Raw genomic sequence first — 17,189 nt, forward strand, 5'->3', positions numbered from 1 at the left:
ATGAAATAAATAGCGGATTAATTCAATTCTGGCGAGACCCTAGTGTCCCTCCCGTCAGCCCGGCGATGTCGCCGGGCCAGCCAAGGAGAGACGATCATGCGTGTCTGGTTCATCACAGGAGCATCCCGCGGTTTCGGCGCCCTCATTGCGGCCGAGGCACTCGCACGAGGCGACGCCGTGGTCGCCACTGCGCGCGATCCCGCGGCTGTCACCGCCCGCCTCGGCAGCCACGAGCGCCTGCTTGCCACCCGCCTTGACGTCACCAAGGAGGATCAGGCGCACGAAGCCGCCGGCCTCGCGGTGAAGACCTTCGGCCGCATCGATGTGCTGGTGAACAATGCTGGCTACGGCCTGCTCGGCGCCATCGAGGAATCCAGCGCCGCGGAAGTCGAGCGGATCTATGCAACGAACGTGTTCGGCCTGCTCTCTGTCACCCGCGCGGTTCTCCCGCATATGCGCCGGCAACGCGCGGGCCACATCATAAATGTCTCATCGATCGGTGGCTATGCGGGCTTCCAGGGCTGGGGTGTCTATGGCTCGACCAAGTTCGCGGTCGAAGGCATCAGCGAAGCATTGGGTGCCGAAGTTGCGCCGCTCGGCATCCATGTCACCGTCGTCGAGCCCGGCTTCTTCCGCACCGATTTCCTCGATGACAAGCCGCTCGTGCGCACCGGCATCGAGATCGACGATTATCACGACACCGTAGGCAAGACGCGCGTGCATGCCGCCGATGCCAATCATGCGCAGCCCGGCGATCCCAGCAAACTTGCGCAAGCCTTCATGCAGCTTGTGGCGGCAAAGGCGCCCCCGACACGCCTGCCGCTCGGCAGCGATACGGTGGCGCGCATCGAAGCCAAGCACGTCCATGTGGAGACGGAGCTCGCCGCCTGGCGCGATCTCGCCACCTCGACGGACTTTGCGAACGTGCCCGCCTGACTACTGCACGCCATGCGCACTGGCGGTCATCGCCGCCAGTCGCCAGCTCACGCAGGGAATATCCTGCGGCGCGAGCAAGATTTTCTTCGCGAAACGGATCTGCTTCCAATCACCCGGTGTCGGCGCAAGGGCAAATCCTGCCTTGCGCGCCAGCGCCAGCATCGCATCATTGGAGCGAAGCGTATCGCCAAGCAGGCGATCGGCACCAAGCGCTGCCGCACGGCATTCGAGATTGTCGAGCAGTGCCGCGCCGATGCCCTGCCCCTGCATCGTGTCATCGACGGACAGACCGATCTCAAGACTGCTGCTGTCTTCATCGACCGCATACCGGGCTTCGCCGATAATCAACTCGACGCCATCGCGCTTTGTGGTCGCGACAAGCGAAAAGCCGTCGTCTTCGCCCACATGGATGAAGCGATCGAGTTGGCCTGCCGGCAGCTCGCTCGCAGCCCCCATCAGCCGATTGTAGCGCGACTGCGCAGACAGACCGCGAAAATAGGATTGCAGCGCGTCAGCGTCTGTAAGTTCGGCGAAGCGCAAGGTGACTACCTCGTCACCACGCGACAGCAGGACATCGGAATACCGCCCGAGATTTTGCAGATCGATATGCTTCATGACATCCTCCTGCGCGACTGCTTGCTCAGGCCCGCCAGAACGGCTTGTCGGCTTCTGCCAGCATGTCCGACCAGCTGAGGCCGAGATCGTGCAGATCGCGTTCGGTCCACTGCGCCAGTTCGCGCCGCTGCTGATAGCGCTCGCGCCACACCCGGAGCGTCTCGGTGACGCCGGACAAAGCGGTATTCGCATGATGATTTGTCATCGATCCATGGGTGCAAATAGACATGTCGCTCTCCTGAAGCTAAATCTATGCGCATAGATATCTGCCTGAACGGCGCGTCCGACAAACGACATTGTGCGCCGCAACACATGAGATAAACTCATGGTTGAGATTGGGCTGCCGGGAGATGAGCGATGAGCCCCAGATTGCCGTCTTTGAATGGCCTGCGCGCCTTCGAGGCAGCTGCGCGGCATCTCAGCTTCACCCTCGCGGCGGAAGAACTGAACGTCACGCAGACGGCCATCAGCCATCAGATCAAGCGGCTGGAAGGAGAACTCGGCGTCAAACTCTTCATCCGGCAGAACCGCACTCTGGCACTCACCGAACAGGGCCGCGATTACCTGCCGGGTATACGCGCTGCATTTAATGATCTGCGCCTGGCCACTGATCGCCTGCTGCATCGCGACCGCGATCATGTGCTCACTGTCAGCACACTCGCGTCCTTCGCTTCAAAATGGCTGCTGCCGCGCTTGTCCGCTTTCCAGCAAGCAAATCCGCATATCGATGTGCGCATCACCACCTCAACCGCATTGGTCGATTTCAAGAGTGGCGATGTCGATGCCGCGATCCGCTACGGCCGCGGCCAGTGGCCCGGCCTGCGCGCGGACTGGCTGACGGCGGATCATCTGTTTCCGGTGTGCAGTCCTAAATTATTGATGGGCGATCGGCCGTTGCGAAAGCCCCAGGATCTCGCGCGCTACACATTGCTGCACACCAATGCCAGCCACGACGACGACTGGCGTCTCTGGCTGACGGCTGCGGGGTTACCGAATAATATCTCCAAGCAACCCGCGCTCGGCTTCGATCTGATCTTCATGACCCTGCAAGCCGCCATCGACGGCCTCGGCGTCGCCGTCGGACGCACGACCTATGTGGAAGGCGACCTCGCCTCCGGCCGCCTGGTGATGCCATTCGATATCAAGCTGCCGGCCGATGCCGGGTTTTATCTCGTCTCTCCGGAGGTCAGCGCGGACAGTCCCAACCTGCGCGCCTTCCGGCAATGGCTTCAGTCTCAGGTTCCACCTCGAATCTGATCGGTTTCGGCTTGGCCCACCCCGCCAGACTGTGGCATATTGCCGCAGATCGGCAGTTCAAAGCTGCCTGGCCGCGCATTTTGCCGGCCTCAATATTGCCGGGAGAAAGCCACATGGATGCCGCAAGAAATACCGCGCAAGACGCGGTTTCGACACCCGAAATCAAGTCACGTCTTGCGGCAATCTTGCGGGCAACCAGTGGCAATTTCCTGGAGCAGTTCGACTTCTTCCTGTTCGGCTTCTATGCCAGCGCCATCGCAAAGGCGTTCTTTCCGTCCGAGAACGAGACAGCAGCCCTCCTCAATACGTTTGGCGTGTTCTGGCTCGGCGCCCTGATGCGCCCGGTCGGTGCCATTGTGCTCGGCGCTTACATCGACCAGATCGGTCGCCGGAAGGGGCTGATCGTCACCCTTGCCATCATGGCCGCCGGCACCGTCACCATTGCGGTGTGTCCGACCTATGCCAGCATTGGCGTCGCGGCGCCGATCATCGTGCTGATCGGGCGATTGCTGCAGGGCTTCTCCGCCGGCGTCGAGCTTGGCGGTGTGTCGGTTTATCTCTCGGAGATTTCGACGCCCGGCAATCGCGGCTTCTACACCTCGTTCCAGTCGTCGAGTCAGCAGGTGGCGATCTTCGTCGCGGCCGTGCTGGGCTTCATCCTTAGCGAGTTGATGCCGAAGGATGTCGTTGATGCCTGGGGCTGGCGAATTCCGTTCTTCATCGGCTGCATCATCATCCCGTTCCTGTTCTTCCTGCGCCGCACGCTGGAAGAGACGCCGGAATTTCTGAAGATGAAGAAGCATCCGACCGCCAGCGAAGTGTTCGCTTCGGCCGCCGCCAACTGGCGCATCGTGCTGCTCGGCATGATGCTGGCAACCATGACGACGGTGACGTTCTATTTCGTCACCGTCTACACGCCGACATTTGGCAAGAACGTGCTGAAGCTCTCCACGCAGGACGCGCTCATCGTCACTTGCCTGATCGCGATCACGAATTTTATCTGGAATCCGGTCGGCGGCGCCTTGTCTGATCGCATCGGCCGCAAGCCGGTGCTGCTCACCATTACCATTCTCGCCTTTTTCACCGCCTATCCCGCATTGAGCTGGCTGGTGAGCGCACCGAGTTTCGGCAAGATGCTGGCCGTTGAAATGCTGTTCTCGTTCTATTTCGGCGTCTACAGCGGCACCATGCTGGGCGCCCTGGTGGAAATCGTGCCAGCGCATGTGCGCACGACCTGCTTCTCTCTGGCCTTCGCGCTGGCTGCCGGCCTGCTCGGCACGTTTACGCCCTTTGCCTCGACCTGGCTGATCGAGCACACCGGCAACCGCGCCTCACCCGGTTTCTGGCTGATGGCGGCTGCCGCAAGCGGCGCGATTGCGGCACTCGTGATTTATCGCAAGGGCAGCGAGGCCTTGGCGCCGAAGCCGGTCACCATATGAGGCACGGCGATTTGAACGCATAAGGGGATGGACATGGACGCTGGCGTGCTAAGACGTCAGCGTTCTATCTTTGGAGTCCCCCATGCGCAGCCTTGCGATCGTTCTCGCCAGCACCTTATTCGCTTTCGCCCCGCCCGCATTTGCGCAGCAGACGCCGCCAGCACCGCCGCCTCCGGATTTCTCCAAGGTGGACATCAAGTCCACCGATCTTGGCGACGGCGTCTACATGCTGGAAGGCATGGGCGGCAACATGACGCTCGCCACAGCGAAGGTCGGCGCCATCCTCATCGACAGCCAGTTTGCGCCGCTGCATGACAAGATCAAGGCGGCGATCGCCAAGATCACCCCGCAGCCTGTGAGATATGTGGTCAACACGCATTTTCACGGCGACCACACCGGCGGCAACGAAGCCTTCGTCAAGGAAGGCGCAACCATCGTCGCCAATATCAAAGTGCGGACGCGTCTTGCGAAGGGCACAGCGAATTTTCTGACAGGCGCGCAGAACGCGCCGGCACCGAAAGCTGCGCTGCCAACGCGGACTTTTCCGAACCGACTGTCGCTGAGCCTGCGTGGCCGCATCGCTGAACTCCGGCATATCAAGGACGCTCATACGGACGGTGATAGTTACGTCTACTTCAAGAGCGCCAATGTGATCTCGACCGGCGACACCTTCACCAATGGCCGCTACCCAAACATCGACACGCTCAATGGTGGCAATATCAAAGGCATGATCGCTGCGACCGACACCTATCTGAAGCTGGCCAATGACAAGACCAAGATCGTGCCCGGCCACGGCCCGCTCGGCGACAAGGCGGCCCTCGCCGCCTATCGCGACATGCTCATCACCGCGCGGGATCGCATGACGAAGCTGGTCAAGGACGGCAAGACCGAAGACGAAGTGCAGGCCGCAAAGCCCTTCGCCGACCTTGATGCGAAGTGGGCGCCGAACGAGACGGCAGCAAAGAATTTTGTTCGCGCCGTCTATGGATCGCTGGCGCCGAAGAAGGCGGGAGTGAAGTGATGAAGGACCTTCTCCCGCTTGCCGAGAAAGTCGCGATCGAGCTGATCGCGCGCAAGCAGACCATTGGCGTGGCCGAGTCCTCCACCGGCGGATTGATCTCGGCGGCGCTGCTCGCGGTGCCCGGCGCGTCCGCCTATTTCATCGGCGGCGGCGTGATCTATACGCGCGATGCGCGGCGGGTGTTGATGGATATCTTAGATGACGCGTTTCGGGTGCCGGGCATGCGCTCGTCTTCCGAGCCCTATGCGCAACTGCTGGCGGGAACGATCCGTGAGCGATTGGGATGTGATTGGGGATTGTCGGAGACGGGAGCCACAGGGCCAAGCGGCAATCGCTACGGCGATGCCGCGGGGCATAGCTGTATCGCCGTCGCAGGGCCGACGAATGAGGTGATGACACTAGAGACGGGCAGCAGCGACCGGCAGGAGAACATGCAGGTGTTTGCCCAGACGGCGCTGACGTTCTTGCTGAAGAATCTGAAGGCGTAGAAACGACGCTCGCGTAGGATGGGTTGAGCGTCAGCGATACCCATCACCACAAGCGTCGGTGTTTGTGGTGATGGGTATCGCTGACGCTCAACCCATCCTACGACTATGCGGCAGCAACCGTTTCCGCTCGGATACACCGCACCACGCGATCACCCGCGAGCTCCACATTCGGCGGCAGAGCTTCCGTACAACGGTCCTGCACAAACTTGCAGCGTGGCGCGAATGAGCAGCTCGCTGGCTTCGTGTCGAGCGAGGGCGGCGTGCCCGGAATGGTCTCCAGGCGCTCGCCGCGCTTGGCACCATGCACCGTCGATGACAGCAGGCCCTTTGGATACGGATGAACTGCCGAGCGCACGATCTGGCTCGTAGTGCCCTGCTCCACGATCTGGCCGGCATACATGACGGCGACGCGGTCACAGATTTCGATAGCGACGCCAATATCGTGGGTCACGAAAATGATCGACATGCCGAATTCGCGCTGCAGCTCGCGCAGCAGCAGCAGGATCTGGATCTGCACCGTGGCATCCAGCGCCGTGGTCGGCTCATCCGCCAGCAGGATCTTTGGTTTGCAGGCCAGTGCGAGCGCAATCATCGCACGCTGGCGCATGCCGCCACTCATCTCATGCGGATAGGCATCGAGACGACGCTTGGCCGATGGAATGCGCACCACTTCAAGCATCTCGAGTGCGCGCTTCATGCCGTCGGCCTGGCTCTTGCCCTCATGGCGCATCACGCTTTCGGCAATCTGCTGGCCGATGGTGTAGACGGGATCCAGCGCCAGCGCCGGTTCCTGAAAAATCATCGACACACTCTGGCCGCGGAATTTTGACAACTCGTCGTCATCGAGCGCCAGTACATCCTTGCCCAGCACATTGATGCTGCCGGTGATCTGCGTGCGCTTCTTCGGCAAGAGCCGCATCAGCGCGCGCAAGGTGACGCTCTTGCCCGAACCGGATTCGCCGAGCAGGCCAAGCACCTCACCCTGCTTCACCGACAGGCTGAGATCGTTCACCGCATAGACGGTGCGTTCGCCGCGGAAGGTGACATTGAGATTGCGGACGTCGATCAGATTGGTCATGACAGTTCCGGACATTTCAGATGGTGATCGGTCGCGCGCTGGAATGTGGCGCCGATGGTCAGCAGCGTCGATTCGTCGAACGGCTTGCCGATGAGCTGCATGCCGACCGGCAGCTTCGCCTTGGTGAAGCCGGTAGGAATCGAAAGCGCGGGCAGACCGAGATAATTGATCGGGCGTGTGAAGCGCGTGATGCGCTGGATCAGCGCCTCGGCACCTGGGCCGTTGCCGATATCGGTCTCGTCGATCCGGGGCGCCGCCATCGGCGACACCGGGGCGAGAATGGCATCGACGCCGGCGGCCGCCGCGAGATGCGCCGCGAGTGCAGGACCGCGCCAGCGCAAGGCTTCGAGATAAGCCACGCCGGTGACGGCGAGACCGTTTTCGAGACGCATCAAAACCTGCGGGCCGTAATCCTGCGGGCGCTCGATCATCCAGCGCTTGTGCAAAGCTGCGGCCTCAGTGGCCACGACGAATTGCGAGGCGGCGGTGAGCTGCGGCTGATTGGGCAGATCGATCTCGACGATCTGGATGCCCTCATCCTTCAGCGCTGCGATCGTGTTCTGCAGGATCGCGGCGACCTCGGGATCGAGATCGTCCACATAGAACGCCTTGGGAATGCCGACGGTCATGCCCTTCGCGGACGCCTTGGTGGCGGCCATGTAATCCGGAACATCGCGCGTGCTGGTGGTGGGATCGAGCGGGTCGGCACCGGCCATCAAGCCCGTGATGAGCGCGCAATCCTCGACAGTGCGCGCCAGCGGGCCAACGGTGTCGAGCGATTGCGACAGCGGCATCGCCCCAGCGCGGCTAACGAGGCCTGCGGTGGTCTTGAGACCGGACACGCCACAGAAATGCGCCGGCATCCGGATCGAGCCGCCGGTGTCCGAGCCGAGCGCTGCAAAGGTCAGGCGCGCGGCGACCGCCGAGCCGGAGCCCGAAGACGAGCCGCCGGTGGCATGCGCGACATTCCATGGATTGCGAACCGGACCGTAATGCGTGTTGTGGCCGAGTGGCCCGAAGGCGAACTCGACCATCTGCAGGGAGCCCAGACGGACGGTGCCAGCATCCTTGAGGCGCTGCAGCGAAGTGGCCGTGGTCTTGGCCACCCAATCCTTGCGGATCTTGGAGCCGCAGGTCACCACATGACCCTCATCGTAATACATATCCTTATGCGCCATCGGGACGCCATGCAGCACGCCATGGTTCTCGCCTTTGGCGAGCGCGGCATCCGCCGCGTCAGCAGCCTTGAGCGCAGCATCGGCCTCGATGGACATATAGGCGTTGAGATGCGGCTGCCATTTGGCGACGCGATCAAGACAGGATTGCGTGGCTTCGCGCGACGAGATTGTCTTGTCGGCGATGGCCGCTGCGATCTCTGTGACCGACAGCAATGCGGGTTCGGTGGCGCTCATTTGCCGGCCTTTCCGTTCTGAACCGCGAGATAGGTCGCGGGTTCGAGGTCGAGCGGCAATGTCCCGGCGATAGCGGCAAAATTCTCGAAGGCTGGCCCCATGGAGACGGCAATGCGCTCGGCGGTCTCATCGGAAGCCGGCACACCGGTCACTTCGGACAGAACCTTGATCTGCCTGGCAGATGGTTTCGCCATGTCACTGCACTCCCGCGCTGGGCGCCTTGCTGTGACCGGAGCCCGGGATCGCCATGAAGCACGCGGCCTGATGACCGCTCGCGGTGATCTCCGTTAGCAATGGTTTGCTCCCGCCGCACATGGCTTCGGCAAACGCACATCGCGTGTGGAAACGGCAACCGGATGGCGGGTCGATCGGGTTCGGCGGATCGCCGGTGATCGGCGGCACTTCGGTGCGGTTATCGGGATCGGTGGACGGCATCGCCGCCAGCAGCGCGCGCGTATAGGGATGTGCCGGCGCGTCCCAGACGTCATCCACCGGGCCGAGTTCAACCACTTCTCCGAGATACATCACCAGCACGCGGTCGGAGATGTAGCGCACCACGTTGAGGTCGTGGCTGATGAAGAGATAGGTCAGGCCGAATTCGCGCTTGAGGTCGACCAGCAGATTGAGAACCTGCGCTTCGACAGATTTGTCGAGTGCCGACACGGCTTCGTCGAGAATGACGAGGCGTGGTGACAGCGCCAGCGCACGGGCGATGTTGACGCGCTGGCGCTGGCCACCGGAGACTTCGTGCGGATAGCGATTGGCAAAGGTCTCGGGCCGCAGGCCGACCTTGCCGAGCAGATCGCGGGCCAGCGCACGCGACTCCTTGTCGGACATGCCATGCACCTTGGGTCCGAAGGCGATGGATTCCTCGATCGTGAGACGGGGGTTCAGCGACGCGTAGCTATCCTGAAACACCATCTGCATGCCGCGGCGCAGTTCGCGCAGCGTCAGTTCGCGGCCGACAGCGCGGCCATCAAAAATGATGTCGCCGGAATTGCGATCCATCAGATGCATGAGGAGACGCGCTGTGGTGGACTTGCCGCAACCGGACTCGCCGACGATACCGACGGTCTCGCCCTTGCCGATAGCAAAAGACACGTCATCGACCGCACGCACGGTCTTGCTCGGCGCGAACAGCCCGCCGCGCACCGGAAAATGTTTTGTCAGGCCTTTGACGTTGAGCAAAGGCTGCGCTTCGCCGCCGATGTCTTCCAGCGGTTCAAGCATCTTGTCGGTGATTTCGAGTGCATCTGTCATGGCGTCAATTCCGGATATCCATGGCGCTGCGCATGCCGTCGCTCAGCAGGTTGAAGCAGATCGACACGGCGAAGATCATCACGCCAGGCAGCGCTGCCACCCACGGATTGACATAGATCGCGGTGCGCAGCGTGTTCAGCATCAGGCCCCATTCCGGCTCTGGCGGCTTGGTGCCGAGACCGAGGAACGACAGACCAGCGGCAAGGATCATGGACACCGAGATCAGGCCCGTCGCATAGACGAAGATCGAGCCGAGCACATTGCCCAGCATGTGCACCCGCATAATCGTGAAAGTGCCCGCACCCGAGGCGCGCGCGGCTTCCACATAGTCCATGTTGCGCACGCCGGTGGTGACACTCTCAGCCACGCGGGTGATCTGCGGGACAAACACGATGGTGAGCGAGACGATGGAGTTGACGATGCCGGCGCCGAGCGCGCCGGAGATCGCGATCGCCAGCAGCACCGATGGGAAAGCGTAGAACACGTCGATGGTGCGCATGATGGCGGTGTTGAGCTTGCCGCCGACATAGCCGGCGACGAGGCCGAGCGATGTGCCGATGATGAAAGCCAGGATCACCGGCAGGATGCCGATGAGCAGCGACAGGCGGCCGCCATAGATCAGGCGGGCCAGCATGTCGCGGCCGAGTTCATCGGTGCCGAGCGGATAGTTCGGCGTACCGATGGCGCGCAGGCGGCGGATCATCGAGCCCTGATAGGGATCGGCGAGACCGAGATAGGGCGCGAAGATTGCGGCAAGCAGGATCAGCAGCAGGATCGCCGCGCAGGCCATGGAGACCTTGTCGCGGCGGATGCGGCGACCGACCGTGGCCCAATAGCCGCGGGCTTTGTTGACGGGAGCTGCTTGCAAGGCGTTGTCGGTGAGAACGGTCATGGCGTCAGGCCCGCTTGATGCGCGGATCGATGGACGCCTGCGCGATATCGACCAGAAGATTGAGGAAGACGAAGAACAGCGCCAGCACCAGAATCGTGCCCTGCAGCAGCGGCAAATCGCGCTGGAAGATCGCCGAGTTCAGCAGCAGACCGGAGCCGGGCCAGGAAAACACGGTCTCGATCAGGATCGAGCCGCCAAGCATATAGCCGAGCTGCAGGCCCATCACGGCCAGCGCCGTGGGCGCAGCATTCTTGATGACGTGCTTGAACACCTTGAATTCCTGCAGGCCTTTTGCCCGCAGCGCCTCGACGAAATCCTGCGAGAGGATGTCACCGGTCAGCGCACGCACGGTGCGGGTGACGATGCCCATGGGGATCACCGATGTCGTGACAGCCGGGAGGATGAGATACTTCATGTGCTCCCAGTCCCACGCCCAGGCAGCGGAGCCACCGGAGCCGGCGCCCACGGCGGGAAGCCAGTTGAGCTGCACCGAGAAGATGATGACCAGCACCATGCCGAGCCAGTAATGCGGCACGGACACGCCGGCGATGGCGATGGAGGTGGCGACCTTGTCGACCCAAGTGTCGCGGAAGTAGCCGGCGATCAGGCCGAAGAAAAGGCCGAGGGTGAAACCGATTGCGGCAGCGAACACCGCGAGCATCACGGTGTTGCGGACGGCGTTCATGACTTCCGCGAGCACCGGACGGCCGGTCGCGATGGAGGCACCGAGATCGCCATGCAATGCGCGCCACAGCCACAGGCCGAACTGCACCGGCAGCGGCTTGTCGAAGCCGTAGGCAACGCGCAGCTGCTGCGCGAGCTCTTGCGACGCATCAGCCGGGAGCACGGCGACCAGGGGATCGCCAGGGGTGATGTGCACCAGCAGGAAACACACCAGCGCGACGCTGAGAATGATGGGGATCGCGTAAACGACGCGGCGCGCTGCATAACTGAACAAGGGGCACCTTTGCTTTCTTCCCCTCGCCCGCGAAGCGGGAGAGGGTGCCTGAGCGGAGCGAAGGCGGGAGAGGGAGCAACAAAGCACTGCGCTCGTGGTCCCTCTCCCGTCTCAATCCCGCTTCGCGTGATTGATCCACCCTCTCCCGCAAGCGGGAGAGGGGAAGAGAGTTACGGCGTCATCGTCATCGTCGAGAAATCGACGAACCAGCTCTTCGGCTGCACAAAGCCCTTGATCTTCGGGCTGAGCGCGCGCGGGCCGACATCGTGGGCGACGTAGAGGAACGCCGCATCATCCACCGAAGCGGCATGCAGTTCGGCCAGCGCCTTGTCGCGCTCACCGGCCTCAAACGTGGTGCGTGCCTTCTTCACCAACTCGTCGAATTTGGGATTGTTGATGAAACCCCAATTATTCGAGGTCGGAGGTGCCATCGACGACTGCAGGAAGCGGACCAGCGCGAAGAACGGATCCATCGCTGCATAAGTGACGTTGGTTGCGTTCGCGCCATTCGCCGTCGGGTCCTTGGCGCCGCGGCGCCAATTGGTGAATAGCGTATTCCACTCGATGACGTCGAGCTTGACGTCGAAGTAACATTCCGCCAGCGCCTGCTGCATATATTCGTTCATCGGCAGCGGCTGCATCTGGCCGGAGCCCGATGCCGAGGTCTGCGTCTTCACGGTGAGCTTCTTGTTCGGGCCGTAGCCGGCCTCCGTCATCAGCTTCTGCGCTTCCTTCAGATCATATTTGATCTTGAAGGACGGGTTGCCATACCAGGGATGGCCGGGCTCGAAGGTCCCGGTGGCAGGCACCATCAGGCCGGCGAGCAGGCCATCACGCAGACCTTCGCGATCGATGCACAGATTGGCAGCCTTGCGGACGCGGATGTCGTTCCAGGGCGAGCCTTCGATGCGCGAGAACTGCCACGGCCACACATGCGGCTGTTCGTTCTTTTCGATCTTGAAGCCGCGTGCGGTGATTTCCTTCACCGCATCCGGCGCCGGTGCTTCGGCCCAGTCGATCTGGCCCGACAGCAGTGCCGCAGTACGCGCATTGGCTTCGGGCATCGGCAACAGCACGAGGCGATCGACCTTCGGCACGCGCGCCTTGTCCCAATAGCCATCGTTCTTCACCAGTTCGAGACGCTCGCGCGGCGTGAACTTGGCCATCTTCCATGCACCGGTGCCCGATGCATCCTTGGAGAACGCATCCCATGCCGCGGTCGTCTTCGCCTTGGCATCAGCCCCCTGCGCCTTGTCATAGAATGACTGCCACTTGGTCGGGCTTGCCATGAAGAGATTGGTCAGATTGATCGGCAGAAAGGAGTCCGGCTCCTTCGTCGTCAGCTCGACGGTCATGTCGTCGATTTTCTTCGCCGACACCAGGGTCGGCATGCGCGACGCGGTGACGCCGACCTGGCTGGCATCGAATTGCGGCGCATCCTGCTTCAGCACCTTGTCGACGTTCCACACCACGGCATCGGCATTGAAGTCGCTGCCATCGTGGAATTTGACGCCAGGACGCAGCTTGAAGGTCCACTTGGTCTTGTCGCTATCGTTAACTGCCCATTCCGTAGCCAATCCGGGGATCACAACGCTCGGCTTGGTGGCAGACGAGAGGTCCCACAGCGTGAGACCCTCATACATCGTGTTGCCGGTGAAGCGATTGCCTTCGAAGCCCTGATCCGGCTGGCCGAGCGTGCGCGGGATATCCGCGGCCGTCATGCCGATCTTCACGACGGTTTCAGCGAGAGCAAATTGCGGCAGCGTCAGCGCTGTCGCGACGGTCAGCATCGCGAGAGCGGTCTTCAATCGGCCCGTGACTGGTTTGTGGATACGCATTCTGACTAGTCCCCTTCGTGTGAACGAAATTCAGTTGGCTAATTCTGATGCAGTGCAATGCAACGCGCGTGCCACAAATCAGAGCAACGTGCGCTTGTGGTGTACACCCCCTTCGCCCGCGACCGACTGGCACAGGCCTCGCGAGAGGTAAGAGTGTGGCATTAAGCTTGCTTGCATGCCAGCGACTGTATCCAGATCAGGAGTTGGGGATGAGTTTTAGATTTTCTTTCGCAGGCGCGGCGTTGGCGGCTGTTATCGGCCTCACTGCACCCGCGAAAGCCGAGACCGTTGTGCGCTACGGCATTTCCATGGCCGATGTGCCGCTGACCACTGGTCAGCCGGATCGCGGTGCGGGCGGCTATCAATTTACCGGCTACACGATTTATGACCCGCTGGTCGCGTGGGAGATGGATGTCGCCGATCGCCCCGGCAAACTCATCCCCGGCCTCGCCACCGAATGGAAAGTGGACGACAAGGACAAGACCAAGTGGCGCTTCACCCTGCGCAAGGGCGTCAAGTTCCACGATGGCAGCGACTTCAATGCCGATGCGGTGATCTGGAATCTCGACAAGGTGCTCAATGAAAAGGCACCGCAATTCGACAAGCGCCAGAGCGCACAGGTGAAGACCCGCCTGCCCTCAGTCGCAAGCTATGCCAAGATTGATGACGGCACAGTGGAAATCACCACCAAGGCCGTCGATAGCTTCTTCCCCTACCAGATGCTCTGGTTCCTCGTCTCCAGCCCCGCGCAATATGAGAAGGTCGGCAAGGACTGGGACAAGTTCGCGTCGCAGCCCTCGGGCACGGGTCCGTTCAAATTGACAAAGCTCGTTCCGCGTGAACAGGCAGAGCTCAGCAAGAACGTCGATTACTGGGACAAGAAGCGTATTCCGAAAGCGGACAAGCTGGTGCTGATCCCGATGCCGGAAGCACTGACCCGCACCAATGCGCTGCTCGCCGGTCAGGTCGATCTGATCGAGACCCCGGCTCCCGATGCCGTGCCGCAGCTCAAGGGCGCCGGCATGAAGATCGTCGACAACGTCACGCCGCATGTCTGGAATTATCATCTCAGCGTGCTGCCCGGCTCGCCGTGGACGGATATTCGCCTGCGCAAGGCTCTCAATCTCGCCATCGATCGTGATGGCGTCGTTGCCCTGATGAACGGCCTCGCCAAGCCGGCCATCGGCCAGGTCGATCCGTCCAGCCCGTGGTTCGGCAAGCCGAACTTCAAGATCAAATATGATCTCGCCGAAGCCAAGAAGCTGGTGAAGGAAGCCGGCTACGGCCCGGAGAAGCCGCTGAAGGCAACCTTCATCATCGCCAATGGCGGCACCGGCCAGATGCTGTCGCTGCCGATCAACGAATTCCTGCAGCAGAGCTTCAAGGAAATCGGCGTCGAGGTCGAATTCAAGGTCGTCGAGCTCGAGGTTCTCTATACCGCGTGGCGCAAAGGCGCGGCCGATGAGAGCATGAAGGGGATCACCTCGAACAACATCGCTTACGTCACTTCGGATCCGCTCTACGCCATCGTGCGCTTCTTTCATTCCGGCCAGATCGCACCGGTCGGCGTGAACTGGGGTGGCTACAAGAATCCGAAGGTCGACGCGCTGATCGACGAGGCGAAGAACAATTTCGACGTCAAGAAGCAGGACGAGTTGCTCGCCGAAGCCCATGCACAGATCGTCGACGACGCCGTGCTGGTCTGGGTCGTGCACGACACCAACCCGCACGCACTGTCACCGAAGGTGAAGAAGTTCGTGCAGGCGCAGCACTGGTTCCAGGATCTGACAACGATCGGTCTGGATTAAACCAACCACATATCTGTCGTCACCCGGCTCGACCGGGTGACCTAGTGGACTCACCGCTGATGCATAACCGCTGAAGCCCGCGTTTACTGGATCCCCCGCTTTCGCGGGGGATGACATCTTTGCGCAGCAGCAACACCAACGAACTACCTAAGCCTGACGATCACACCTTCATTGCCGCGTAGCTCGAGCGGCCCCGGAACATTCTCGCCTTCGCGATCCAGTTCCGTCGAGACCAGCACCTCGCCCGCCCCCACATGCAACGAGGCCGGCTCGCTGGTGAAATTCAGCGCGATCAGGACCGACTGGTCATCATAGGTCCGCCGATAGGCCAGTACGGCCTCCTGCGTCTCCATCGGATCATAACTGCCGAAGACCAGCTCCGGCGTCCGCTTTCGCAAAGCGATCAGCTTCACATAGAGCGTAAGGATAGATTGCGGATCGACGGCAAGCGCTACGGCATTGTTCTCGCGATAGTCGTCACCGAGTGGCAGCCATGGCACGCCACTGGTAAAGCCGGCATGCGTCTCTGACGCCCATTGCATCGGCGTGCGGCAACCATCGCGGCCGACACCTATACCGGGCACGTTCTTCTCGAACGGGTCCTGTACCTGATCGGGCGCGATCGGCACCTGTTTCATGCCGATCTCGTCGCCGTAATACAGCGTCGGCGTGCCGCGCAACGTCAGCAGCAGCATCGCCGCGACGCGCGCCTGCGCTTCTCCCACGCGCGTCGCCACCCGCGGCCGGTCATGATTACCGAGCACCCAGTTCGGCCAGGCACCAAGCGGCAAGGCCGCCTCATAGCGTTCGATCAGATCGGCGATATCAGGCGCATGCCATGGCGCCGACAGCAGCGCAAAATTGAACGGCAGATGCGCGCCGCCAAGGTTTTCGCCGTAATAGGCGACCAGACGATCGATCGGCAGATAGACCTCGCCGATCAACACGCGGTCCTCGAACTCGTCGACCACCTGACGCATCTCGGCGACGACATCCTGCGTCTCCGGACGATCGGCGGAATAGAGCGTGACCAGCGTTTCATGCGGAGGCCGGCCGGTGACGTAATTCGGGTTGGCGGGATTGTCGCGAAACTGGTCGTCCTTGATCAGATGCCAGATCACATCGACGCGGAAGCCATCGACGCCGCGGCGCATCCAGAACCGCATCACCTCATAGATCGCATCGCGCACATCGGGATTGCGCCAGTTGAGATCGGGCTGCCGGTCGAGAAAGGCGTGATAGTAATATTGCCCCGTCGCTTCGTCATATTGCCACGCGCTTCCGCCGAATTCCGACAACCAGTTGGTCGGCGCGCTGCCGTCGGGTTTTGGATCGCGCCAGATATACCAGTCGCGCTTCGGATTATCTCGTGATGAGCGGCTGCCGACAAACCACGGATGCTCATTGGAAGTGTGGTTGGGCACGAGGTCCAGAATGACCTTCAGCCCGCTCTCATGCGCAGCTTCCACCAGCGCATCGAAATCATCCAGCGTGCCGAACAGCGGATGGATGTCGATATAGTCCGATATGTCGTAGCCGAAATCCGCCATGGGCGACGGGAAGATCGGCGAGATCCAGATCGCATCGACGCCGAGCCGGCGCAGATAAGGCAAGCGTCCGACGATCCCCTTGAGATCACCGATGCCATCACCGTTGGAGTCCTGAAACGAGCGCGGATAAATTTGATAGATGGTGCCGGCCTGCCACCACACGGATGCTGCTTTATTCATGATGCGGATTGAACCCGACCGAATGAGCGGAAATCGGCACGAAAAAGCGGCCCTTCCGAGGAAGGGCCGCCGAATCGCGCTGTCAGTAACTTAGTAGCGTTCGATGACAGTTCGACGCTCGACGCCGCCATCATAGTAGCCGCGATCGCGGTTACGCTTGATGATTACCGTCTCGTTGCGGTCGCGGCGATCACGATAGTAATCGCGATCATAGTCGCGATCACGATAACGATCGCGGCCCACGGCGCCTACGGTAACACCGCCTGGGCCGACGCCCACGCCGATTTCCTGTGCGCTCGCGGTGGTCACCGGAAGTGCGGTACCAATGGACGCCGCAGCCACGGCGATGATGGCAAGATTCCTAATCATGACGTGCCTCCTCATTTGTTATTCGATGAGGAAGCAATCCATGGTGGCGGGGTTCGTTCCGGGGCGGTGTTACGAATCCGTTAGATAA

General features: G+C 61.5%; 17 protein-coding genes. 6 read left to right on the plus strand and 11 right to left on the minus strand.

Annotation, left to right across the window (positions count from 1 at the left end):
• Nucleotides 1–96: 96 nt before the first annotated feature.
• A complete protein-coding gene (locus AC1RQ5_RS24700) occupies nt 97–936 on the plus strand; it encodes an oxidoreductase (RefSeq protein WP_493202492.1) in 840 nt (279 codons plus the stop codon).
• Here the strand turns inward: AC1RQ5_RS24700 and AC1RQ5_RS24705 are convergent, their stop codons facing one another.
• Both AC1RQ5_RS24705 and AC1RQ5_RS24710 read right to left on the minus strand, forming a co-directional pair.
• On the minus strand, nt 937–1,551 hold the full coding sequence (locus AC1RQ5_RS24705) for a GNAT family N-acetyltransferase (RefSeq protein WP_493202494.1): 615 nt from the start codon (nt 1,549–1,551) through the stop codon (nt 937–939).
• A gap of 25 nt (nt 1,552–1,576) precedes the next feature.
• Entirely contained in the window at nt 1,577–1,780 is a 204-nt protein-coding gene (locus tag AC1RQ5_RS24710) for a DUF1127 domain-containing protein (RefSeq protein WP_493202496.1), read from the minus strand.
• A 128-nt stretch (nt 1,781–1,908) separates the two neighbouring features.
• Here AC1RQ5_RS24710 and AC1RQ5_RS24715 point away from each other — a divergent pair, with 128 nt between their 5' ends.
• From AC1RQ5_RS24715 to AC1RQ5_RS24730, 4 genes are all read left to right on the plus strand, one after another.
• Nucleotides 1,909–2,808, plus strand: a complete 900-nt coding sequence (locus tag AC1RQ5_RS24715) for a transcriptional regulator GcvA (RefSeq protein WP_493202498.1) — start codon at nt 1,909–1,911, stop codon at nt 2,806–2,808.
• Nucleotides 2,809–2,921: 113 nt separating this feature from the next.
• Nucleotides 2,922–4,247 (plus strand): MFS transporter, encoded by a 1,326-nt coding sequence (locus AC1RQ5_RS24720; protein ID WP_398479223.1) that lies wholly within the window; start codon nt 2,922–2,924, stop codon nt 4,245–4,247.
• 82 nt (nt 4,248–4,329) lie between these two features.
• A complete protein-coding gene (locus AC1RQ5_RS24725; protein WP_493202501.1) occupies nt 4,330–5,268 on the plus strand; it encodes an MBL fold metallo-hydrolase in 939 nt (312 codons plus the stop codon).
• On the plus strand, nt 5,268–5,756 hold the full coding sequence (locus tag AC1RQ5_RS24730; RefSeq protein WP_493202502.1) for a CinA family protein: 489 nt from the start codon (nt 5,268–5,270) through the stop codon (nt 5,754–5,756). The genes AC1RQ5_RS24725 and AC1RQ5_RS24730 overlap by 1 nt, the downstream gene beginning before the upstream one ends.
• 103 nt (nt 5,757–5,859) lie before the next feature.
• On the opposite strand, the gene AC1RQ5_RS24735 is transcribed toward AC1RQ5_RS24730, so the two are convergent.
• From AC1RQ5_RS24735 to AC1RQ5_RS24765, 7 genes are all read right to left on the minus strand, one after another.
• Nucleotides 5,860–6,834: an ABC transporter ATP-binding protein gene (locus tag AC1RQ5_RS24735; protein WP_398479217.1), complete on the minus strand. Its 975-nt coding sequence runs from the start codon at nt 6,832–6,834 to the stop codon at nt 5,860–5,862.
• The gene (locus AC1RQ5_RS24740) at nt 6,831–8,246 is read right to left on the minus strand and encodes an amidase (protein ID WP_493202504.1); all 1,416 of its coding nucleotides are present in this window, start codon (nt 8,244–8,246) and stop codon (nt 6,831–6,833) included. The genes AC1RQ5_RS24735 and AC1RQ5_RS24740 overlap by 4 nt, the downstream gene beginning before the upstream one ends.
• Complete coding sequence (locus tag AC1RQ5_RS24745; protein WP_493202506.1) at nt 8,243–8,440, minus strand: hypothetical protein; 198 nt, start codon at nt 8,438–8,440, stop codon at nt 8,243–8,245. The genes AC1RQ5_RS24740 and AC1RQ5_RS24745 overlap by 4 nt, the downstream gene beginning before the upstream one ends.
• A 1-nt stretch (nt 8,441) precedes the next feature.
• Nucleotides 8,442–9,506: an ABC transporter ATP-binding protein gene (locus AC1RQ5_RS24750; protein ID WP_493202508.1), complete on the minus strand. Its 1,065-nt coding sequence runs from the start codon at nt 9,504–9,506 to the stop codon at nt 8,442–8,444.
• 4 nt (nt 9,507–9,510) lie between these two features.
• The gene (locus tag AC1RQ5_RS24755) at nt 9,511–10,398 is read right to left on the minus strand and encodes an ABC transporter permease (RefSeq protein ID WP_398479209.1); all 888 of its coding nucleotides are present in this window, start codon (nt 10,396–10,398) and stop codon (nt 9,511–9,513) included.
• Between the two features lie 4 nt (nt 10,399–10,402).
• Nucleotides 10,403–11,356, minus strand: a complete 954-nt coding sequence (locus AC1RQ5_RS24760) for an ABC transporter permease (protein WP_398479207.1) — start codon at nt 11,354–11,356, stop codon at nt 10,403–10,405.
• A 170-nt stretch (nt 11,357–11,526) separates the two neighbouring features.
• Nucleotides 11,527–13,146, minus strand: coding sequence for an ABC transporter substrate-binding protein (locus tag AC1RQ5_RS24765; RefSeq protein ID WP_493203555.1), 1,620 nt, complete (start codon nt 13,144–13,146; stop codon nt 11,527–11,529).
• Nucleotides 13,147–13,403: 257 nt separating this feature from the next.
• Here AC1RQ5_RS24765 and AC1RQ5_RS24770 point away from each other — a divergent pair, with 257 nt between their 5' ends.
• The gene (locus AC1RQ5_RS24770) at nt 13,404–15,002 is read left to right on the plus strand and encodes an ABC transporter substrate-binding protein (protein WP_398479205.1); all 1,599 of its coding nucleotides are present in this window, start codon (nt 13,404–13,406) and stop codon (nt 15,000–15,002) included.
• 143 nt (nt 15,003–15,145) lie between these two features.
• On the opposite strand, the gene AC1RQ5_RS24775 is transcribed toward AC1RQ5_RS24770, so the two are convergent.
• Both AC1RQ5_RS24775 and AC1RQ5_RS24780 read right to left on the minus strand, forming a co-directional pair.
• On the minus strand, nt 15,146–16,732 hold the full coding sequence (locus AC1RQ5_RS24775) for an alpha-amylase family glycosyl hydrolase (RefSeq protein WP_493202511.1): 1,587 nt from the start codon (nt 16,730–16,732) through the stop codon (nt 15,146–15,148).
• Nucleotides 16,733–16,822: 90 nt separating this feature from the next.
• Nucleotides 16,823–17,101 (minus strand): hypothetical protein, encoded by a 279-nt coding sequence (locus AC1RQ5_RS24780; protein WP_398479201.1) that lies wholly within the window; start codon nt 17,099–17,101, stop codon nt 16,823–16,825.
• Nucleotides 17,102–17,189: the final 88 nt, after the last annotated feature.

It is taken from the genome of Tardiphaga sp. GW821-FHT12E02 (assembly GCF_058807155.1).